At 67.2% G+C, this 21,813-nt stretch carries 21 protein-coding genes; 16 read left to right on the top strand and 5 right to left on the bottom strand.

The features are described from left to right. Positions 1-2 precede the first annotated feature (2 nt). The 16 genes from V7060_RS11470 to V7060_RS11395 all read left to right on the top strand — a co-directional run bounded on the left by V7060_RS11470 (position 3) and on the right by V7060_RS11395 (position 13,558). Positions 3-647, top strand: coding sequence for an FMN-binding negative transcriptional regulator (locus V7060_RS11470; RefSeq protein WP_334179377.1), 645 nt, complete (start codon positions 3-5; stop codon positions 645-647). 93 nt (positions 648-740) lie between these two features. Next, complete coding sequence (locus V7060_RS11465; RefSeq protein ID WP_334179376.1) at positions 741-1,526, top strand: SDR family oxidoreductase; 786 nt, start codon at positions 741-743, stop codon at positions 1,524-1,526. A 44-nt stretch (positions 1,527-1,570) separates the two neighbouring features. Further along, positions 1,571-2,992: an aldehyde dehydrogenase gene (locus V7060_RS11460; protein ID WP_334179375.1), complete on the top strand. Its 1,422-nt coding sequence runs from the start codon at positions 1,571-1,573 to the stop codon at positions 2,990-2,992. A gap of 15 nt (positions 2,993-3,007) precedes the next feature. Continuing rightward, positions 3,008-3,682: a carbonate dehydratase gene (gene can / locus V7060_RS11455; RefSeq protein ID WP_334179374.1), complete on the top strand. Its 675-nt coding sequence runs from the start codon at positions 3,008-3,010 to the stop codon at positions 3,680-3,682. After that, positions 3,675-4,070 (top strand): RidA family protein, encoded by a 396-nt coding sequence (locus tag V7060_RS11450; protein WP_334179373.1) that lies wholly within the window; start codon positions 3,675-3,677, stop codon positions 4,068-4,070. The genes can and V7060_RS11450 overlap by 8 nt, the downstream gene beginning before the upstream one ends. A gap of 1 nt (position 4,071) precedes the next feature. Beyond that, entirely contained in the window at positions 4,072-4,620 is a 549-nt protein-coding gene (locus V7060_RS11445) for a 3-hydroxyanthranilate 3,4-dioxygenase (protein ID WP_334179372.1), read from the top strand. A gap of 29 nt (positions 4,621-4,649) precedes the next feature. Further along, complete coding sequence (locus V7060_RS11440) at positions 4,650-5,264, top strand: hypothetical protein (RefSeq protein WP_334179371.1); 615 nt, start codon at positions 4,650-4,652, stop codon at positions 5,262-5,264. A gap of 90 nt (positions 5,265-5,354) precedes the next feature. Continuing rightward, positions 5,355-5,996 carry a nucleotidyltransferase domain-containing protein gene (locus V7060_RS11435; protein WP_334179370.1) on the top strand — a complete coding sequence of 214 codons (642 nt, stop codon included), beginning with the start codon at positions 5,355-5,357 and terminating at the stop codon, positions 5,994-5,996. Further along, complete coding sequence (locus V7060_RS11430; RefSeq protein WP_334179369.1) at positions 5,980-6,387, top strand: hypothetical protein; 408 nt, start codon at positions 5,980-5,982, stop codon at positions 6,385-6,387. Before V7060_RS11435 ends, V7060_RS11430 begins: the two co-directional genes overlap by 17 nt. 79 nt (positions 6,388-6,466) lie before the next feature. Continuing rightward, the gene (locus V7060_RS11425; RefSeq protein ID WP_334179368.1) at positions 6,467-7,477 is read left to right on the top strand and encodes an amidohydrolase family protein; all 1,011 of its coding nucleotides are present in this window, start codon (positions 6,467-6,469) and stop codon (positions 7,475-7,477) included. 163 nt (positions 7,478-7,640) lie between these two features. Next, positions 7,641-8,915, top strand: a complete 1,275-nt coding sequence (gene kynU / locus V7060_RS11420) for a kynureninase (protein WP_334179367.1) — start codon at positions 7,641-7,643, stop codon at positions 8,913-8,915. A 75-nt stretch (positions 8,916-8,990) separates the two neighbouring features. Beyond that, positions 8,991-9,320, top strand: a complete 330-nt coding sequence (locus V7060_RS11415; RefSeq protein WP_334179366.1) for a GIY-YIG nuclease family protein — start codon at positions 8,991-8,993, stop codon at positions 9,318-9,320. 12 nt (positions 9,321-9,332) lie between these two features. Next, positions 9,333-10,706: an NAD(P)/FAD-dependent oxidoreductase gene (locus tag V7060_RS11410; RefSeq protein ID WP_334179365.1), complete on the top strand. Its 1,374-nt coding sequence runs from the start codon at positions 9,333-9,335 to the stop codon at positions 10,704-10,706. A 107-nt stretch (positions 10,707-10,813) separates the two neighbouring features. Then, a complete protein-coding gene (gene sbcB / locus V7060_RS11405; RefSeq protein WP_334179364.1) occupies positions 10,814-12,253 on the top strand; it encodes an exodeoxyribonuclease I in 1,440 nt (479 codons plus the stop codon). 59 nt (positions 12,254-12,312) lie between these two features. After that, positions 12,313-12,999 carry a DUF2461 domain-containing protein gene (locus V7060_RS11400; RefSeq protein ID WP_334179363.1) on the top strand — a complete coding sequence of 229 codons (687 nt, stop codon included), beginning with the start codon at positions 12,313-12,315 and terminating at the stop codon, positions 12,997-12,999. Between the two features lie 16 nt (positions 13,000-13,015). Then, the gene (locus tag V7060_RS11395; RefSeq protein ID WP_334179362.1) at positions 13,016-13,558 is read left to right on the top strand and encodes a DUF2939 domain-containing protein; all 543 of its coding nucleotides are present in this window, start codon (positions 13,016-13,018) and stop codon (positions 13,556-13,558) included. 19 nt (positions 13,559-13,577) lie between these two features. On the opposite strand, the gene V7060_RS11390 is transcribed toward V7060_RS11395, so the two are convergent. The 5 genes from V7060_RS11390 to V7060_RS11370 all read right to left on the bottom strand — a co-directional run bounded on the left by V7060_RS11390 (position 13,578) and on the right by V7060_RS11370 (position 21,810). Beyond that, positions 13,578-14,237 carry a hypothetical protein gene (locus tag V7060_RS11390; protein WP_334179361.1) on the bottom strand — a complete coding sequence of 220 codons (660 nt, stop codon included), beginning with the start codon at positions 14,235-14,237 and terminating at the stop codon, positions 13,578-13,580. A 170-nt stretch (positions 14,238-14,407) separates the two neighbouring features. Further along, entirely contained in the window at positions 14,408-15,316 is a 909-nt protein-coding gene (locus V7060_RS11385) for a 5'-nucleotidase (protein WP_334179360.1), read from the bottom strand. A 47-nt stretch (positions 15,317-15,363) separates the two neighbouring features. Further along, on the bottom strand, positions 15,364-15,858 hold the full coding sequence (locus tag V7060_RS11380; protein ID WP_334179359.1) for a hypothetical protein: 495 nt from the start codon (positions 15,856-15,858) through the stop codon (positions 15,364-15,366). Between the two features lie 118 nt (positions 15,859-15,976). Further along, positions 15,977-16,744, bottom strand: coding sequence for an NAD kinase (locus tag V7060_RS11375; RefSeq protein ID WP_334179358.1), 768 nt, complete (start codon positions 16,742-16,744; stop codon positions 15,977-15,979). A 158-nt stretch (positions 16,745-16,902) separates the two neighbouring features. After that, a complete protein-coding gene (locus V7060_RS11370; RefSeq protein ID WP_334179474.1) occupies positions 16,903-21,810 on the bottom strand; it encodes an NAD-glutamate dehydrogenase domain-containing protein in 4,908 nt (1,635 codons plus the stop codon). Between the last annotated feature and the right edge of the window lie 3 nt (positions 21,811-21,813).

Raw genomic sequence — 21,813 nt, 5'->3', positions numbered from 1 at the left:
CCATGTTCACGCCGCGTGCGTTCGTCGAAACCGATCTGGCGGAACTCGACAGGCTGATCGCCCGCGATGCCTTCGTCACCCTGGTCACCGTGGCCGATGGCGCGCCCGTCGTCAGCCACCTCCCTGTGCTCTACGCACGCGACGGCGACCGGATCATCATCGAAGGCCACTGGGCGAAGCCGAATCCACAGGCACGCCATGCCGGTCCTGCCCTGCTGATCGTGCACGGCCCGCATGCCTATCTGTCGCCGGGATGGTACGCGGACAAGGAAGAGAACTCCCGTGTACCGACCTGGAACTATGCCGTCGCGCACCTGCATGGCGTCCTGGAAACGACCGAGGACACCGCAGCGCTGGCCTCGATCGTCGACCGCCTCAGCCAGGTCAACGAAGCGCGCGTCGGCAACGACTGGCGCTTCGAGCACGATCGTGACGACCATGTCCGACAGCTGCGCGGGATCATCGGTTTCCGCTTCGACGTCGAACGCGTCGAGTTGAAGTTCAAACTGAGCCAGAACCATCCGGCCGCCAATGTCGAGGGTGCCGCCGCAGCACTGCAGCAGCTTGGCGGCGAAGACAACGTGGCCGTATCCGACCTGATGCGCGGACGACTGGCCCGCCGCAAGGACGGCGTGGGAGCGACGTAAGTCGTGAAGCGGAACGCCAGGAAAGCATCGCGACTTGCGTCGCTCCCACATCCCGCGCCGCTAAACTCGACGCATCCCGACCCAGGAGCACGCATGGACCTCAACCTCACCGGCCGGCATGCCCTCGTCTGCGGGGCCTCCGAAGGCATCGGCCGTGCAGCGGCGCATGAACTCGCCCTGCTCGGCGCGGACGTCACCGTGCTGGCGCGCCGCTCCGACGTGCTTGCGGACGTTGCCGCAGGCTTGCCTGTTGCCGGAGCGCAGCGACATGGCGTGCTGGTGGCCGACGTGTCGGACCCGGTCGCGCTGAGGGACAGGGTCGATGCGCTCGTCGCCGGCAGGCCCGTCGACATCCTGGTCAACAACACCGGCGGTCCGCCCGGCGGGCGCGCCATCGACGCGGGAGCGGACGACTATCTGGCGGCGTTCCAGCGCCACCTGCTCGCCAACCAGTCACTCGCACAGGCCGTCGTACCTGGCATGCGGAAGTCCGGTTGGGGGCGCATCGTCAATGTCGTGTCCACCTCCGTGAAGGAACCCATCGCCAACCTCGGCGTCTCCAACACCATCCGCGGCGCCGTCGCGAGTTGGGCCAAGACGCTGTCGAAGGAGCTGGGTGCCGACGGCATCACCGTCAACAACGTGCTGCCCGGTTACACCCGCACGCAGCGCCTGGAACAGATCCTTCATGACCGTGTGAAGGCGACAGGCAAGGACGAAGCCACCGTCAGCGCCGCGATGCTCGCCACGGTGCCGGCCGGCCGCTTCGCGGATGCGGGTGAAATCGCCGCCGCCATCGCCTTCCTCGCCTCGCCCGCCGCCGGCTACATCACCGGCGTCAGCCTGGCGGTGGACGGCGGCCGCATGCAGTCCATCTGAGCCTGCGGGACGGGGGGCTTGCCAGCCGGGTTAAGCTAGTGGGCATGGACCGCTTCGGCCACTTCATCGACGGCGAACCGCGCCCCGGCAGCGCCTGGCGCCCCGTGTTCGAACCGGCGTCCGGCGACGTCTATGCCGAGGTGGCGGATGGCAGCGAAAGCGACGTGCTGCTGGCCGTGCAGGCGGCCGAGGCCGCCTTCCCCGCCTGGTCGGGACTGACGACGAGCGAGCGGTCGCGCTGGCTGGAACGCCTGGCCGATGCGCTCGAACAGCGGCGCGACGCCTTCGCCGCTGCCGAGTCGCGCGACACCGGCAAGCCGCTGGCGCTGGCCCGCGACATCGAGATTCCGCGCGCCGTCGCCAACCTTCGCTTCTTCGCGCATGCGGCCACCCAGTTCGCCAGCGAATCGCATCACGGCGAGGCCGGGTTGAACTACACCCTGCGGCAACCGCTGGGCGTGGTCGCGGCGATTTCGCCATGGAATCTCCCGCTCTACCTGTTCACCTGGAAGATCGCGCCTGCGTTGGCCGCCGGCAACACCGTCGTCGCCAAACCGTCCGAGATCACGCCGGCCACGGCCACGATGCTTGGCGAACTGGCGGCCGAGATCGGCCTGCCGCGCGGCGTGTTGAACATCGTGCACGGCACAGGCCCGGCGATCGGCGAACCGCTGGTGATGCATCCCGCGATCAAGGCGGTCTCCTTCACCGGCAGTACGCCGGTGGGCCGACGCATCGCCGGGCTGGCCGGGCCGCAGCTCAAGAAGGTCTCGCTGGAACTGGGCGGCAAGAACGCCACGCTCGTGTTCGCCAACAGCGACTGGCGCGCGCACCTCGACACCCTGCTTCGCTCCGCGTTCCAGAATGCCGGGCAGATCTGCCTGTGCGGTTCGCGCCTGCTGGTGCAGCAGGCGATCTACGACGAGTTCCGCGAGATGCTGGTCGAACGCGCGGCCACGTGGCAGGCCGGACCGCTCGACGATCCGGATACGCGCCTCGGCGCGATGGTGTCGCAGGCGCATTTCGACAAGGTGCTGGGATGCATCGCGCGGGCGCGTTTCGAAGGCGGCCGCGTGTTGAGCGGTGGTCACGCGCTGGACCGGCCGGGCTGGTACATCGCGCCGACCGTGATCGAAGGCCTGGGACCGCAGGCGTCCACCAACCGCGAAGAAATCTTCGGGCCGGTGGTCACCCTGCAGCCGTTCGCGGATGAAACCCACGCGCTGGCCCTGGCCAACGCCGGCGATTACGGCCTGGCGGCGACCGTGTGGACGCGCGACCTCGACCGCGCCCATCGCCTGGCCGCGCAGCTGCGCGCCGGCATCGTCTGGATCAACACCTGGATGACGCGCGACCTGCGTACGCCGTTCGGCGGCGCCGGCGCGTCTGGCCTTGGCCGCGAAGGCGGCCTGGAGGCCATGCGTTTCTTCACCGAACCCAAGAACGTCTGCGTCGCGTTGCGCTGAGGATGACCGAACCGAATGTCCGACCTTTCCGAACTCGAGAAGCTGCTGCAGAACAACCGCGACTGGGCCGCCCGCATCAAGCAGGAGGATCCCGGTTTCTTCAAGCGGCTGTCGCAACAGCAGTCGCCGCGCTACCTGTGGATCGGCTGCTCCGATTCGCGCGTGCCGGCCAACCAGATCCTGGGCCTGGACCCGGGCGAGGTCTTCGTCCATCGCAACATCGCCAACGTCATGTCGCACGGCGACCTCAATGCGCTGTCGGTGGTGCAGTTCGCCGTCGATATCCTGAAGGTGGAACACATCCTGCTGGTGGGCCACTACGGTTGCGGCGGCGTGCATGCCGCGATGACCGGACTGCGCGTGGGCCTGGCCGACAACTGGCTGCGCCACGTGGCGGACGTGGCACTGAAGCATGAGGCCCTGCTGGCGCAGGTCGATACCGAATCGCTGCGCCATGCGCGCCTGTGCGAACTCAATGTCATCGAGCAGGTGTTCAACGTCTGCCAGACCACCGTCGTGCAGGATGCGTGGGCGCGTGGCCAGCCGCTGGCCATCCATGGCTGGGTCTACAGCCTGTTCGACGGGCGCGTTCGCGAACTCGGCATGGACGTGGCGGCGCAGGACGAACTGCAGCCCTCCTACCAGCGTGCCCTCGCCGGCGTGCCGCCAAAGGGCAAGCGCGATGCGTGAGGTCGTGCAGGCCGATGGCGCGCCCAAGCCCGTCGGGCACTACCCGCATGCGCGGCGCGTCGGCGACCTGCTGTTCCTGTCCGGCATCGGCCCACGTGAGCCGGCCACGAACGGAATTCCCGCCGGCATCGAGGCGCAAACGCATGCCGTCTTTGCGAACGTGCGCGCCGTACTCGACGCCAGTGGTGCGCGCTGGGAAGATCTGGCGGACGTGACCGTGTACCTGACCGACATGACAGGCGATTTCGCCGGCTACAACCGGGTCTGGGCCGAGTACTTCCCCGATGCCACCGTTGCCCCCTGCCGCACCACGCTGGGCATCACCGCCCTGCCTACGCCGATCTCCATCGAACTGAAGTGCATCGCGCACCTGCCGGAGCGCCGCTGACATGCTGCCGAACCCGCTCAACTTCCAGGCCTGGATCGACGAGCACCGTCACCTGCTGAAGCCGCCGGTCGGCAACAAGGTCATCTACGACGGCGACTTCATCGTCATGGTCGTCGGCGGGCCGAACGCACGCACCGACTACCACTGGGATGAAGGTCCGGAGTGGTTCTACCAGTTGGAAGGCGACATGGTGCTGCGGATCCAGGAGGACGGCGCCGTCCGCGACATCCCGATCCGCGCCGGCGAGATCTTCCTGTTGCCGCCGCGCGTGCCGCATTCGCCGCAACGCATGCCCGGCTCGGTCGGGCTGGTGATCGAGCGCAAGCGCCTGCCGCACGAGGACGACGGCCTGCTGTGGTTCTGCGAACGCTGCAATGCCAAGGTGTACGAGGAGTACTTCCACCTCAACGACATCGAACAGGACTTCTTCCGCGTGTTCGAGGCCTTCTACCGCAACGACGACCTGCGCACCTGCAAGGCCTGCGGCCACCTGAATCCCCGCCCGGGCCGCTACGAAATGCAGGCGGATTCGCAGGCCGACATCACTTGACCCGACTCCTCAAGGACCGAGGCCGCCCCATGCGTTTTCCCTCACGCAGTCTCTTCTCCTGCTTCTGTCTGCTGCTGGCGACGCCAACGCTAGCCCAGAACCAGGAACTCGCCTCCCTCTATGAAGCTGACCAGGCCGCCCGTTCGAAGCCTGCCGAGATTGACTGGACGATTCTCCTCCCGGAAGACAGGAAACGTCGTGAACGCGTTCTGGAGCTCATGCGCGCCGGCGCAATGCAGAGTGCCGTGGACTACTACCATGCGGCGATGGTGTACCAGCATGGCCAGAGCCTGGATGATTTCCGGCTTGCTCATGCCCTGTCGACCATCGCGATGTCGCTGGAACCGGAAGAAAAACAGTATCGCTGGCTGACGGCGGCCTCGTGGGACAGGATCATGGCCTCGCAGCTCCAGCCGCAGTGGTACGGCACCCAGTCCCATTCCGATGACAAGGGGATGTTTCTGTACCCCGTTGCTGACGATGTCGTCACCGACGAGGATCGAAAGGCGATGCAGGTTCCCACGCTGGCCGAAACGCGCGCACGGCTCAAGGAACTGGCCGAGATGCATGGCCAGACACTTAATCCAGACCCGCCAACGATTGATGAGTTGCGCAAAGCAAGGCGGGCATGGTCGCAGGAGTAGCGCTGTGATCGGCGATCCGCCAATGCGGTGCTATGCCCACACCGCGGCTTGCATCTGCCCAATATGGGCATTATCGTGCCCGATATGGGCATGAATAACACCCCCCGATCCGGGAGAGTCAGCGAGGCGGCAGCGCGCTACGCAAGCGCCAGCCTGTCTGGCGCGCTCTTCACCACCACCCAGCAACGCGTGCTGGCCTGCCTATTCGGCGAGTCGGGCCGCAGTTACGCGGTCAACGAACTGATCCAGGCCACCGGCGCCGGCAGCGGCGCGGTCCAGCGCGAGTTGGCCCGGCTGGCCGGCAGCGGACTGCTGACCGTCGAGCACGTCGGCAACCAGAAGCGTTACCGCGCCAATCCCGACGCGCCGATCCACGACGAACTGGCCTCCATCGTCCGCAAGACCTTCGGCCTGGCCGAGCCGCTGCGCGAAGCGCTGGCGCCACTGGCCGACCGCATCCACGCGGCCTTCCTCTACGGCTCGATCGCCAAGGGCAGCGACACCACCCGCAGCGACATCGACCTGATGGTGATCGCCGACGACCTGGCCTATGCCGAGGTGATGCTGGCCCTGCACCCGGTGGCGGAGCGGCTGGGCCGGCAGATCAATCCCACGGTCTATGCGCGCGACGAACTGCGCACCCGGATCGATGCGGGGAACAGCTTCGTCACCCGCCTGCTGCAACAACCGCGGCAATGGCTGATCGGGAGCGACGATGACCTCGCCGCTTGAGAAGCTGGCCACGCACGGTGGACCGCTCAGCGCCGAGCCTCCCGACAAGCAGGAAACCGCCGGGCTGCTGCGTTCGGGATTGGCGCGGCTGGCCGATGCGCACAACGACGCGCTGTCGCTGGATAGTCGCTTCGACCTGGCCTACAACGCCGCCCATGCGCTGAGTCTGGCCGCGCTTCGACGCGCCGGCTTCCGTGCGCGCCATCGCTACATCGTCTTCCAGGTGCTGCCGCATACCCTCGGACTCGGCCCGGAGGTGTGGAGGGTGCTGGCCAAGGCGCACGACCTGCGCAACCTGGCCGAGTACGAAGGCCACGTGGAAGTGGATCGCCGCCTGGTCAACGACCTGATCGCCGCCTGCGAGCGCGTCTCCGACGCGCTGGAACGATGAACGTCGACGCCTCGCACGTTTCCGCTCCGTCGCGGCACTGCAGCGCGAATCCCCTGCAGGCAGCCCCTACAATCCGACGATGCTGAAGATCGACACCCACGCGCATTTCCTGCCCCGCGACTGGCCCGACCTCGCGGCCAAGTACGGCGATGTGCGTTTCCCGGTGATCCACCACGGCGACGACGGCCGCCACCGTATCTACAAGGACGGCAAGTTCTTCCGCGAGATCTGGCCCAAGACCTGGGATCCGGAGGAACGTATCGCCGACTACGCTCGCTTCGGCGTGCAGGTACAGGTGATCAGCACGGTCCCGGTGATGTTCAGCTACTGGGCCAAGCCGCACCACGCGCTGGAACTGCACCAGGCACTCAACGACCACACCGCCGTCGCCTGCCGCGACTACCCGCGCCACTACGCCGGCATCGGCACCGTGCCCCTGCAGTCGCCGCGACTGGCCGTGCAGGAACTGGAACGCTGCATGGACCAGTTGGGCCTGCAGGGCGTGCAGATCGGCAGCCACGTCAACGACTGGAACCTGGACGCACCGGAGCTGTTCGACTTCTTCCAGGCCGCCAGCGAACTGGGCGCCGCGATCCTCGTGCACCCCTGGGACATGATGGGCGCCGCCTCGATGCCGAAGTACTGGCTGCCCTGGCTGGTCGGCATGCCCGCCGAGCAATCGCGCGCCGCGTGCAGCCTGATTTTCGGCGGCGTGCTGGAACGACTGCCGCAGCTGAAGGTCTGCTTCGCGCACGGTGGCGGCAGCTTTCCCTACACGATCGGCCGCATCGAGCATGGCTTCAACATGCGCCCGGACCTCGTGGCCACCGACAACCCGCGCAATCCGCGCGACTATCTGGGCCGCGTGTATTTCGATTCCTGGGTCGCCGATCCGCGCGCCTTGCGCTACCTGCTCGACACCGTCGGCCACGAGCGCGTGATGCTCGGCACCGACTACCCGTTCCCGCTGGGCGAACAGGAACCCGGCGCCGGCATCGCCGCACTGGGCCTGGACATCGCGCAGCAGACCCGCCTGTATCACGGCACCGCGCTGGAATGGCTGGGCCTGCCGGCCTCGAGGTTTGCGTGATGACGCTCCCTGTAGGAGCGACGTCAGTCGCGACCGCACGGTCCGGCATGACCCAGGCCTTCATCAGCTTTTTGGGAAATCAGCACATCCGACGTCAGATCCGCCGACACTCCACGGTCGCGACTGACTTCGCTCCTACACCCTATCGAACACCTCCGACCCGATGACCGACCCGCTGTCCCGCACCCACATCATCGCCCTCGACGCTGCCGATCCCCTGCGCGCACTGCGCAATGAGTTCCTGATTCCCCGCCACAAGCACAACGACCAGATCTATTTCTGCGGCAACTCGCTGGGCCTGCAACCGAAGGGCGCACGCGTCCACCTCAACGAGGCGCTGGACAAGTGGGCGAACGAAGCCGTCGAAGGCCACTTCACCGGCAACGCACAGTGGATGACGTACCACGAACTGGTACGCGAGCCGCTCGCACGGCTGGTGGGCGCCGAGCCATCGGAAGTGGTGGCAATGAACACACTGACCACCAACCTGCACCTGATGATGGTCAGCTTCTACCGCCCCACCGCGGAGCGGCCGGCGATCCTGATGGAAGCCGGTGCATTTCCCTCCGACCGGCATGCGATGGAGTCGCAGGTGCGCTTCCATGGCTTCGATCCCGCGACCGACCTGATCGAGGTGGAACCGGACCAGCCCGACGGCACGCTGTCGATGGCCGCGATCGAGCGCGCCATCGCCGAACACGGCCCACGCCTGGCGCTGGTGCTGTGGCCCGGCATCCAGTACCGCACCGGGCAGGCGTTCGACCTGGCCGAAATCGTGCGCCTCGGCCATGCGCAGGGCGCCGTGGTCGGCGTCGACCTGGCCCACGCGGTCGGCAACCTGCCGCTGCGGCTGCACGACAGCGGCGTCGATTTCGCGGTGTGGTGCCACTACAAGTACCTGAACTCCGGTCCCGGCGCCGTGGCGGGCTGCTTCGTGCATGCGCGACACGCCAACACGGACCGGCCGCGGTTCGCCGGCTGGTGGGGCCATGAGAAGGAAACCCGCTTCCGCATGGGCCCAGCCTTCGTACCCACGCCTGGCGCCGAAGGCTGGCAGCTCAGCAATCCGCCGATCCTCGGACTGGCGCCGCTGCGTGCGTCGCTCGAGGTGTTCGAGAAGGCCGGCGGCATGGACGCGATCCGGACCAAGTCGCTGAAGCTCACCGGCCTGCTGGAAGCGCTGATCCGGGCGCGGCTGTCCGATGTGCTGCAGATCATCACGCCTGCCGACACGGCCCAGCGCGGCGCGCAGCTGTCGTTGCGCGTGATCGGCGGCCGCGAGCGCGGGCGCGAACTGTTCGAGTACCTGCTGTCGGTCGGTACCGTCGGCGACTGGCGCGAACCGGACGTGATCCGCATCTCGCCCGCCCCGCTCTACAACCGCTACATGGACCTGCTCCGCTTCGTCGAGGAAGTCGAGACGTGGCGGGGGTTCTGAACATCCCGGTGAAAGTGGAAACCGTCATTCCCGCGCAGGCGGGAACCCAGCGACTTCGCTTTACGACGGACGCTTATGGACAAGCAACCGGCGACCTACATCCTGGCAAGTCGACGCAACGGAACGCTCTACATCGGTGTTACCAGCGACCTCGTGGGACGTATCTGGCAACATCGTAATCACGTGGCATCGGACTTCACTTGCCGGCACAGCATTACGCTACTCGTGTGGTACGAGTTGCACGAAACGATGGGAGCTGCGATTACCCGCGAAAAGCGACTCAAGAAGTGGGAAAGGACATGGAAGATCCGGCTGATCGAAACGTCCAATCCCTACTGGAACGATCTCTGGACGGACATCACCGGGCAGAGCAAAGTCACTGGGTCCCCGCCTTCGCGGGGATGACGGATCATGCCATTGGACAAGACTGACACATCGCGACACATCACCATCATCGGCGCCGGCCTGGCCGGTGCGTTGCTGGCCACCCTGATGGCGCGCGCCGGCTGGCGCGTGGACGTCTACGAGAAACGCGGTGATCCGCGCGTGCAGGGCTACGCCGGTGGTCGCTCGATCAACCTGGCGCTGACCGAACGCGGCCGCCACGCGTTGCGGATGGCCGATGCCGACGATGCGGTGATGCGCCAGGCGGTGATGATGCGCGGCCGCATGGTGCATGCACTGGACGGTCGCCAGCAGTTGCAGCGCTATGGCCGAGACGATTCCGAGGTGATCTGGTCGATCCATCGCGGCGACCTGAACATCACGCTGCTCGACCTGGCAGAGAGGGCCGGCGCGACGCTCCATTTCGATCGCCGTTTGGATGCCGTCGATTTCGATGCATCCGTCGCCCGCTTCGCCGATGAACAGGCCGGAGGATTCCGTGACGTCGGGTTCACGGCACTGATCGGCGCCGACGGCGCGGGATCGTCGCTGCGTGGCGCCATGCAGCACCAGGAGGATCTCGGCGAGCGCACCGAGTTCCTCGACCACTCCTACAAGGAACTGGAAATCCCGCCGTCCGCCGAAGGGGGCTTCATGATGGAGCCGAATGCCCTGCACATCTGGCCGCGCGGGCACTACATGTGCATCGCGCTGCCGAACGACGAGCGCACGTTCACGGTGACGCTGTTCCTGCCCAACCAGGGCGACCCGAGTTTCGCCAGCGTGCGCAACGGCCGCGATGCGAAGGCGCTGTTCCTGCGCGATTTCGCCGATGCCGTGCCGCTGATTCCCGACCTGGAGCAGGACTGGGAAGCCAACCCCACCGGCCTGCTGGCCACGCTGTACCTGGACCGTTGGCATCTTGGCGGCCAGGCGGTGCTGCTGGGCGACGCGGCCCACGCGATGGTGCCGTTCCACGGCCAAGGCATGAACTGCGCGTTCGAGGACTGCGTGTCGCTGGCGCGGCATCTGCAGGCCAACACCACCCTGGATACCGCCTTTGCGGCGTTCGAGGCGGAGCGCAAGCCGAATGCGCTCGCCATCCAGGAGATGGCGCTGGAGAACTACGTGGAGATGCGCGACAAGGTGGACGACAGCGGCTTCCTGCTGCAACGCGAGCTGGAGCTGGCCCTGCAGCAGCGCCACCCGCAGCGCTTCGTCCCGCACTACACGATGGTCAGCTTCATGCGGATTCCGTACGCGGTCGCGCAGCATCGCAGCCACGTGCAGCGCGACCTGCTGATGCGGCATACCGCCGGACTGGCGTCGCTGGACGGCGTCGACTGGAAGGCCGTCGATGCCGACGTCGACACCCTGTTGCCGGTGCTGGAGGACGCAGCGGGGTGAGCGCATGCTCCCGCTTCCACGATCGCACCCCCCTCGGCCGGCCAGCGCGCATTGAACGATGCCGTTGCGACGGCACGGCACAATGACCTGCAGGGAAAGGACCGCACATGGCTGGAAGCTTTCTTTTCTATGATCTGGAAACCTTCGGCGCCGACCCGCGTCGCAGCCGCCTGGCGCAGTTCGCCGCGGTGCGCACCACGCATGCGCTGGAGGTCATCGACGAGCCGATCAGCTTCTTCGTGCAGCCCGCGGACGACCTGCTGCCCTCGCCCATCGCCACGCTGATCACCGGCATTACACCGCAACAGGCCCTGCGCGATGGCGTCAACGAAGCCGAAGCCTTCGCCCGCATCGCCGACGAGATGGGGCGCCCCGAGACCTGCACGCTCGGCTACAACAGCCTGCGTTTCGACGACGAGTTCGTGCGCCATGGCCTGTTCCGCAATTTCCACGAGCCTTACGAGCGCGAATGGCGCGGCGGCAACTCGCGCTGGGACCTGCTGGACGTGATGCGGTTGATGCATGCGCTTCGACCGGACGGCATCGTCTGGCCAAAGCGCGAAGACGGCGCCACCTCGTTCAAGCTGGAACAGCTCGCGCTCGCCAACCGCGTCCGCGAGGGCGACGCGCACGAAGCGCTGTCGGACGTGTACGCCACCATCGGCTTGGCCAGGCTGATGCGGCAGGTGCAGCCGCGCCTGTGGGACTACGCGCTGCAGCTGCGCGACAAGCGCTTCGCCGCGCGGCTGCTCGACACCACGGCCATGCTGCCCGTCCTGCACGTGTCGCAACGCTATCCCGCAAGCCGGCTGTGCGCCGCGCCGGTATTGCCGCTGGCCCGGCATCCGCGCATCGACAACCGCGTGGTGGTGTTCGACCTGGACAGCGACCCGGCGCCGCTGCTGTCGATGTCGCCCGACGACATCGCCGATCGGCTCTACACACCCGCGGCCGACCTGCCCGAAGGCGAGCAACGCATTCCGCTGAAGGAAGTCCATCTGAACCGCGCGCCGGCGCTGGTCGCCTGGTCGCACCTGCGGCCGGCCGACATGGACCGGCTGGGCATCGATCCGGCGCGCTGCGAGCGCCATGCCGCGATCCTGCGCGAGGCCGGTCCCGATCTGGCCGAAACGGTGCGCCGGGTGTTCTCCACGGAACGCAGTTTCCAGGCGGGCGATGTCGATGGTTCGCTGTACGACGGCTTCCTGGCCGACGCTGACAAGCGCCGCTTCACCGACGTGCGCACCACGCCTCCCGCGCTGCTGGGCCAGCGCGATTTCGGCTTCCGCGATGCGCGGCTGCCGGAACTGCTGTTCCGCTACCGTGCGCGCAACTGGCCCGGGACCCTGTCCGCCGATGAACGCCAGCGCTGGGACGATTACCGCCGCCAGCGGTTGACGACCGACAGCGGCCTGTCGGAATACAGCTTCGAGACCTTCGATGCCGAAGTCGCGCACCTGCGGCAGGCGGAGTCCGGGAACGCCGACCGGCTGGCGCTGCTGGACAGGATCCAGCAGTGGCGCGACGAGATCCAGGCAACCCTGTAAGCGGACATCGAGGGCGGCCTTGTCGGCCCCATGACACCGGCTTGTCTAGAATGGCGACCATGGCCACCTACTTCTCCGATGCCAGTTTCAAGTTCCTGCGCGGGCTGGCGCGCCACAACGACAAGACCTGGTTCAACGACCACAAGGCGCAGTACGAAGACCACGTCCGCCAGCCGTTCCTGCGGCTGCTGACCGACCTGCAGCCGGACCTGGCCGCGGTCAGCCTGCACTTCCGCGCGGACCCGAAGACCGTCGGCGGGTCGCTGTTCCGCATCTACCGCGATGCGCGCTTCTCGAACGACAAATCGCCGTACAAGTCCTGGCAGGGCGCGCGCCTGTTCCACGAGCGCCACAAGCAGGTCCCCGCGCCGTCGTTCTACCTGCACCTGCAACCGGGCGAGTGTTTCGTCGGCGCCGGGCTGTGGCATCCGGAACCGGACACGCAGCGCCGCGTCCGCCAGTTCATCCTCGACAACCCGGGCAGTTGGAAGAAGGCCGCGCACGATCCGGCGTTCCGTCGCCGCTTCGACTTCGAGGAAAGCGAGAAGCTGGTGCGCGCGCCGCGCGGATTCCCGGCGGACTTCGAATTCATCGAAGACCTGAAGCATCGCAACTTCGTCTTCTGGCGCTCGCTGGACGATGCCACGATGACCGGTCCGCGCCTGCGGCAGGCCCTGGCCGGGGACCTGAAGACGCTCGGACCCTTCGTCGACTACCTGTGCGCGGCGCTGGACCTGGAGTTCTGACGTGGAGGTGTCACCGATGAAGAAGTGGCTTGTCGGCGGTGCGGCGTTGGCCGTGCTGCTGGGACTGGCGACCTACGTGGTCGCAGGCCCCTATCTCGCCATCCACGGCATCCGCACGGCGCTGGCGGAGCAGGACACGGCGAAGCTGCAACGGCATGTCGACTTCCCGTCGCTGCGGGTCAACCTGCGCGCGCAGGTCGAAGACTATCTGGCCCGCAAGGCCGGGCCGGAGGTGTCGTCCAACCTGTTCGGTGCAGCCGCCCTGTCGATCGCCAACCAGGTGCTGGGGCGCGGTGTCGATACGCTGGTCACGCCGATGGGCATCGCCGCCGTGCTGCAGGGCCGTGCCACGTGGAAACGCGCGATCGGCGAGACGGTCGGGGGCGACACCTATGCGCCGCCCGTGCCCGCCGAACCACTGGAAGGCGCGGCGCACCACTACGAATCCCTGTCGCGATTCACCGTCACGGTCCACGATGAGCAGGGCAATCCCGTGGTGCTCGTGTTCACCCGCCAGGGACTGCGCTGGCGCCTGACGGATATCCGGCTGCCGCTCTGATCGCCCTGCCACCGAGCCGTCAGACCTGCGCTGGCCGTGCAGCGGCCCAGACCGCATCGGCACGCGGCAGCGCCAAGCGGAACAGGTCGTCCAGGGTGCGTACGCTGTCGAGGATCGCGTCACGCGCCGCCTGTTCTTCATCGGTCTGCGCATCCGTGTCCTGCCACAGGCATGCCCGCAGCACGGTCCGCTTCTCGTACGCATCGATCCTCGCGTAACGGCTCACCCGCTCGATCTTTCCCGTCCAGCTGCTCTGCCAGTAGAAGTCGCGATGGTCCGCGAAGTGTTCGCAACGCGGCAGGAAATGAAGCGGCCGGACCGCATGTTCCAGCATGTCCAGGCCTTCCGTGATGGTGAACGCATAGACATGCTCGCGGTCATGCGCGAACCGGGTCTCCGCTATCAGCTGGAACTGGTCCGCGTCGGCGTCCGGCACCCGTGCGCCCCGGCAATACAGCGCGTTGCCGATGCGCGCGTAGTACGGCGACAGCACCTGGAGGTCGCCGGACGAAGATCGCGGCAGCCTCATGACACGGATCTTGTTAGGCAGCCAGTAGCTGACGTAGTGCAGATGGCGCCCATCATCCACGTAGGCCCAGAAATCGGGTCCTTCGCCCCCGTGCCGGATGACGCGGCTGCCGGCGACCGGCAGGCCCAGATCGTAGATCTTCTCTTCCATGACCCGTTGGCTGTCCCACTCACGCCTGCGATGGACCAGATGCAGGCGTCCTTCCCGTTTATCCAGGCACACGGCACTCCCCCCACTGCGCTCCGCGATGCTGCGAAACCGCTTGTGCTCAAGCTATCGGGGAGGTTTTCGCCACCCGGACAGGCGCGGCGCGACAGGCATCACGGATTGGCGACGCCGTGGGGAACGTGCCCGGCAGCGACGTGATGGCGGGCGCTGTCGATGTTGTGCTGGGAATCGTCGAAGAAGATGTCGGCGCCGAACGCTTCCAGGAACGGCCCCTTGTGGCGTCCACCCAGGAACAGCGCTTCGTCCAGCCGTACGCCCCACTCCCGCAGCGTGCGGATCACGCGCTCATGCGCGGGCGCCGAACGCGCGGTGACCAGCGCGGTGCGGATCGGTGAGCGCTCATCCGCGGGGAACACCTGCTGCAACTGGTGCAGCGCCGACAGGAAATTGCGGAACGGCCCGCCGGACAGCGGTTCGCGGGCGCGTTCCTGCTCGTGCTTGCCGAAGGCTTCCACGCCCTGCTCACGCGAGATGCGCTCGCTTTCGTCGCTGAAGATCACCGCGTCGCCATCGAAGGCGATGCGAAGCTGGTGTTCATGGCGCTGTTGCGGCGCTCCGGCGGGCAGGATGGTCGCGGCCGCGATGCCGTGTTCGAGCGAGCGGCGCACCGATTCGGGATTGGCCGACAGGAACAGATCCGTGCCGAACGGCTTCACGTAAGGCCAGGTGGGCTCACCGGCGGTGAACGTCGCGCGCACGATACCCAGGCCGTAGTGCTGGATGGAGTTGAAGATGCGCAGGCCGGTGTCCGCTGAATTCCGCGACAGCAGGATCACCTCGACCCGTGGCGCCTCGGCGGGCGCACCGACGTTGAGCGCCAGCAGCTTGCGCACCACCGGATAGGCGATGCCGGGCGCCAGCACGTCGTCCTCGTGGTGGCGCTGGAAATCGCTGTACGCCTGGACACCCTCGCGTTCGTACAGCGCGTGGCTTTCTTCCAGATCGAACAGGGCGCGCGAGGTGACGGCGACCGTCAGCAGGCGGGGGGTATTGTCGGCCATGCGCACAGTATCGGCGATCCGTGGCGCAAGGCGTGAGACGGCAGGCGCTATCCGCCCGGTGCGGACGCCACGCGCAGCTGCGCCGGTGGTCCCCGGCGGTTGTCCGCCGTCACCGCGCGGACTTCCACGGTCAGGTCGATGCGCGACTGCTGCGAAGGCGGCCCATCCCGCCAGAGGAAAACGAACTCGCTGCGTCGTCCGTCCACCCGACCGCTCACCGGCTGCGACGGAAAGATGGACAACGCATCCACCCCGTCGACGACGCGGAACTCGAATCCGAGGTCGCGCACCTTGTAGTCGGTGCCCCGCGGCCACTCCACGTTCAGCGTGAGCAGCCCGCTGGCATCACAGGAAGCACGCCCATCCACCCCGCGCGTCACGCTGACCAGTTCCAGCACCGGGGCTTTCAGCACCCCGTCATCCGCAGGCGACGACGGCCGTTCGCCCGCCGCGAATGGCGTGGTCCCCGTGGACAGGTTGCAGGCAGCGGCATCGGCCACCGCCATCAAGGCGCACAACGCCATCACGCACGTCTTCTGCATCGTGACCCCTCCCCGGGTGGATGCGAACCGGACCGCTACGTGGCGCTGGATAGCATGCGTGACATGACCCGGCAAGCCGCAATGCGGCGAAACCACGATGTCCGGCGGGACAACGCGGTCAGGTCATGAACTGTTCGCTGAGGATGCGCTCTTCGAGATTGTGTTCGCGATCGAACAGCAACGTGACCGTGCGGTCGCGCGATTCCCGGATGGTGACCTCCACCACGTCGCGGACCTCGTGCGAATCGGCCGTGGCACTGACCGGTCGCTTGTAGGGGTCCAGTACGCGGAACCGCACTTCGGTGTCCGCCTTCAGGATGGCGCCCCGCCACCGGCGCGGGCGGAAGGGTGCGATCGGCGTCAGCGCGATGGTGTGCGAGCCCAGCGGCAGGATGGGACCGTGCGCGGAGAAATTGTAGGCCGTGCTGCCGGCCGGGGTTGCGGTCAGCACGCCATCGCAGATCAGTTCGTCCAGCCGCATCTCGCCATTGAGATCGATGCAGATATGCGCCGCCTGCCGTGTCTGGCGCAGCAGCGACACTTCGTTGTAGGCCAGCGACGCGGTGGACGTGCCGGATTCGGTCAGCGCCTGCATCTCCAGTGGCCGCAGCTTGGCGGGCTCCGCCGCCGCGATCCGCTCGACCAGGTCGTCGGACCGGTAGTGGTTCATCAGGAACCCCACCGTCCCCAGCTTCATGCCGAACACCGGTTTGCCGAGGGCGCCATGCCGGTGCAGCGTCTGCAGCATGAAGCCGTCGCCACCCAGCGCGCACAGCACGTCGGCCTGGTCCGGCGCGTGCGCACCGTGTTCGCGCTGCAGCGTCGCCAGGGCCTGCTGCGCTTCCGGCGTCGGGCTGGCGAGAAAGGCGATACGGGGGTCGGACATCCGTGGCTCCATCGTCGGGCCTGCACAGCGTACAGAAAAAAACGCCGGGAGCATTTTTCGACAACACGCAGCGTTGGCCCACCGGGTGGCTGCCATGGACGGCAGCCACGAAAAAGGCGGCCCGAAGGCCGCCCCGTTCCGTCATCCACGGCCCATGCTCAGGCCTGCGATGCAAGCTGCCCCAGCCGCTGTACAGCGACCGATGCGGTCGGATAGTCCAGCGTCTTCTGCGCAGCCAGTTCGTTGAGCATGCTGAGCGTGAAGCGCAGCGCCGCGTCGTCACGGCCCAGCCACGCCTTGACCTTGGCCTCGGCGTTGGCGCCCGGGAGCGACAGCACCTGGTTGGCCAGCGTGCGCTGGTGCGCGGCGAGTTCGTCGCGCAGCACGCCACGCGCCACCGCGTGCCAGCGGCCATCGACCTTGAGGGCCTCGATCTGGTCCTGCAGCCACGGCAGGTGCAAGGCCTCGCCCAGGCGGTAGTGGACCTTGGACACCTCGACCGGCTTCAGCTTGCGTGCGCGCGCCAGTTCGATGATGTCGCAGGACGGCTCCAGGTACGGCAGCGCCGCGATCTGGCCGGCCAGCGCCGGCGGCAGGCCCTTGTCCTTCCACGCCTGCAGGCTGGCGTTGTAGGCCGGACGCAGCGAATCGGGCAGCACGCCGTCGGCCGCGCGGATCTCGTTGAAGCCGTCGTGGTAGCGCTCCACCGCGGTGGCGATCGCCGGGATCGGCCCCTGCCGGGTCAGCAGCCAGCGGGTGAAGTTGCGCTGCACCTGCCAGATGACCTGCAGGGCATCGATCTGCACCGATTCCGGCACCTGGCCGTCCAGCGCGTCAATCTGGTTCCACAGTGCCCGCGCGTCCAGCGTTTCGCGGGTGATGGTGAAAGCCTTGGCGACTTCGGCCGGCGAACGGCCGGTGTCTTCCTGCATGCGCAGCAGGAAGGTGGCGCCCATGCGGTTGATGGTGGTGTTGGTGACCGCCGTGGCGATGATCTCGCGCTTCAGGCGGTGCTTCTCCATCTCCGAGGCGTACTTCTTCTGCAGCGGCTGCGGGAAGTAGCGCTGCAGTTCCTTGGACAGGTACGGGTCCTCGGGGATGTCGGATTCCAGCAGTTGCTGGAACGCCACCAGTTTGGAGTACGACAGCAGCACCGCCAGTTCCGGACGGGTCAGGCCCTGGCCGCGCGCCTTGCGTTCGGCCAGCTCCGCGTCGGACGGCAGGAACTCGATCTGGCGGTCCAGCAGGCCCTGCGATTCCAGCGTCTGGATGAAGTGCTGCTTGGAGCCCAGGCGCGACACGCTCATGCGCTCCATGAGGCTGATGGCCTGGTTCTGGCGGTAGTTGTCCCACAGCACCAGCTCGGCCACTTCACCGGTCATGTCGGCCAGCAGCTTGTTGCGGGCCTCCATCGACAGCTTCTTGCCCTGCACCACGCCGTTGAGCAGGATCTTGATGTTCACCTCGTGGTCGGAGGTGTCCACGCCGGCGGAGTTGTCGATGAAGTCGGTATTGAGCAGCACGCCGTGCTGCGCGGCCTCGATGCGGCCCAGCTGGGTCAGGCCCAGGTTGCCGCCCTCGCCCACCACCTTGCAGCGCAGGTCGCGGCCATCGACGCGCAGGCCGTTGTTGGCGCGGTCGCCCACGTCGGCATGCGTCTCGCTGGCCGCCTTGACGTAGGTGCCGATGCCGCCATTCCACAGCAGGTCGACCGGCGATTTCAGGATGGCGCTCATCAATTCGTTCGGCGTCATCGACTTCACGCCGTCGGCGATGCCGAGCGATGCGCGCACTTCCGGCGTGATCTCGATGGACTTGGCGCTGCGCGGATGGACGCCGCCGCCCTTCGAGATGAGCTTGGCATCGTAGTCGGCCCAGCTGGAACGCGGCACCTTGAACATGCGGTCGCGTTCCTTGAACGACTTCGCCGCATCCGGGTTCGGGTCCAGGAAGATGTGGCGGTGGTCGAACGCAGCCAGCAGGCGGATGTGCTCGGACAGCAGCATGCCGTTGCCGAACACGTCGCCCGACATGTCGCCGATGCCGACGCAGGTGAAGTCCTCGGTCTGGCTGTCGCGGTTCATGGCGCGGAAGTGGCGCTTGACCGACTCCCACGCGCCGCGCGCGGTGATGCCCATGCCCTTGTGGTCGTAGCCCACCGAGCCGCCGGAGGCGAACGCGTCGCCCATCCAGAAGCCGTGCGCGATGGCCAGGCCGTTGGCGATGTCGGAGAACGTCGCCGTGCCCTTGTCGGCGGCGACCACCAGGTACGGATCGTCCTGGTCGTGGCGCACCACGTCGACCGGCGGCACGATCCTGTTGCCGACGATGTTGTCGGTGATGTCCAGCAGGCCCTGGATGAACAGCTTGTAGCAGGCGATGCCCTCGGCCAGCACGGCATCGCGGTCGCCGCCCACCGGCGGACGCTTGACGAAGAAACCGCCCTTCGCGCCGACCGGCACGATGACGGTGTTCTTCACCATCTGCGCCTTCACCAGGCCCAGCACCTCGGTACGGAAATCCTCGCGACGGTCGGACCAGCGCAGGCCGCCACGGGCCACCGGACCGAAGCGCAGGTGCACGCCTTCCACGCGGGGGCCGTAGACGAAGATTTCGCGGTACGGACGCGGCTTCGGCAGGTCCGGCACCTTGGCCGAATCGAACTTGAAGCTGATCGTATGCGCCGGCTTCCCGTCCTTGCCGGTCTGGTAGAAGCTGGTGCGCAGCGTGGCTTCGATCGCGCCCATGAAGCCGCGCAGGATGCGGTCGTCGTCCAGGCTGGACACGCGGTCCATCAGCTTCAGCAGCGCGTTGTGCGCCATTTCCACCTGCTGGTCGCGCTTGCCGCCGCGGGCGTCGACCAGTTGCGCGAGCGTCTTCGCCGTCGCCTCGTCGTCACCGGCCAGCGCCTTCAGCTGGGCCGCGAAGCGGTCCTGGCCGTCCTTGATCTGCGCGTTGCTTTCGCTGCCGGTCGCCGGGTCGAAACGCGCTTCGAACAGTTCCACCAGCAGGCGCGCGAGCAGCGGATAGCGGTTGAGGGTTTCCTCGACATAGCTTTGCGAGAACGGCACGCCGGTCTGCAGCAGGTACTTGCAGTAACCGCGCAGCAGCGCCACCTGGCGCCAGGCCAGGCCTGCACCGAGCACCAGCCGGTTGAAGCCGTCGTTCTCGGCATCGCCGCTCCACACGCGGGCGAAGGCATCTTCGAACACGGGCGCCAGCCGCTCGATATCGAACTCCCCACCCAACGGCTCGACTTCGAACTCCTGGATGTAACGCGCGCCCTGTGCCGTCTCCAGCCGGAACGGATGCTCGGAAATCACGCGCAGGCCCATGTTCTCCATCAGCGGCAGTGCATCGGAGAGCGGGATGTCGGTTTCCTGGCGATAGAGGTTCAGGCGCAGGCGGCCCTGGCCCGGACGCTTGCGGCGCGACTCGTGCAGGCTCAGGCGCAGGTCGTCCGCACCCTCGAGCGCAGCGAGGTGTTCGACATCGCGCGCGGCGCCTTCCGGCGACACCACTTCGATGTAGCCCGCCGGCAATGCACGACCGTAGCCACCGGCCAACAGCAGGCCCTTGGACTCACCGTGGCGCGTGATCAGGGTTTCGCGCAGGTCGTCCTGCCAGTTGCGCAGCAGGTGGGCGATATCGGCTTCCAGCGCGGACGTGTCGACTTCGACCTGCTCGCCGGCCTTGGGACGGATGGTGATGTGCAACTGCGCCAGCGGCGATTCGCCCAGCAGCACGCTGCTGTCGACGTACTCACCGCGCATGGCGTCCTTCAGCAGCGATTCGATGCGCAGGCGCACGTCCGTGTTGAAGCGCTCGCGCGGGATGTAGACGAGCGCCGAATAGAACCGGCCGTAGCGGTCGCGGCGCAGGAACAGCTTGCTGCGCACGCGCTCCTGCAGGCCGAGGATGCCCATGGCCGTGCGGTGCAGTTCCTCGTCGCTGGACTGGAACAGCTCCTCGCGCGGCAGCGTCTCCAGGATGTGGCGCAGCGCCTTGCCGCTGTGGCCACTGGGCGACAGGCCGGACTTCTGCATGACGTACTCGTGGCGCTCGCGCACCAGCGGGATCTCCCACGGACGGCGGTTGTAGGCGCTGGAGGTGTAGAGGCCGATGAAGCGCTGTTCGGCGATCGGATTGCCCTTCGCATCGAACTCCAGCACGCCGATGTAGTCCATGTTGCCGGGACGGTGCACGGTCGAGCGGCGGTTGGTCTTGGTGAGGATCAATGCATCCACCGAGCCGCCCTGCGGCAGGTAGTGCGCGGCCAGCGTCTTCACGTTGCGCGGCGGCGTGGTGTCGCCTTCGCGCAGCAGGCCCAACCCGCTGTCTTCGACCGCCGCAAGGATCCCGGTGCCCTTCTCGACGCGGTACTCGCGGTAGCCGAAGAAGGTGAAGTGGTCGGCGGCCGCCCAGCGCATGAACTCCTGCGCTTCGCGGCGGCCATCGTCGTCCACCGGCATGCGGCGCGTCGCCATGTCGTCGGCCAGCGCCAGCATCTTCTCGCGCATCGCGCTCCAGTCGCGCACGATGGCCCGGACTTCTTCCAGCACGCCGCGGATGCGCTTCTCGACCTGCGCCATCTCTTCCGGCGGCAGGCGGTCGATTTCCAGCAGCATCAGCGATTCGTGCCTGCCCTCGCCCACCGCCGAGACCTTGCCGGCCTTGTCGCGGGTGAAGCGCACCAGCGGATGGCCGAGCACGTGCACGCCCACGCCCATGTCCGCCAGCGCCATGCTGACCGAATCGACCAGGAACGGCATGTCGTCGTTGATGATCTGGAGCACGGTATGGGGCGACTCCCAGCCATGCGATTTCTGCGAGGCATTGAAGATGCGCACATTGGCGGTGCCCGGCTTGCGGCTGCGCGCGAACGCCAATGTGTCCGCGGCGATCGCCGCCCACCCGTCCGCGCTGTGGTGCGGGTACTCGTCCTCTTCCATGCGCTTGTAGAAAGCTTCGGCGAACGTGCGCGCCTCGGCCTGCGCGGCGGCACCCGATACGCGCTTGCGGATCGCGTCGAGGATCGGCGACAGCGAGAACGCACCGCCCGACATCGC

This window comes from Pseudoxanthomonas sp. (assembly GCF_036845285.1).
In the GTDB taxonomy this organism is placed as follows: Bacteria; Pseudomonadota; Gammaproteobacteria; order Xanthomonadales; family Xanthomonadaceae; genus Pseudoxanthomonas_A.
Note: the sequence above shows the minus strand (reverse complement) of the source record. Positions and strands in the feature narration are given on the sequence as shown.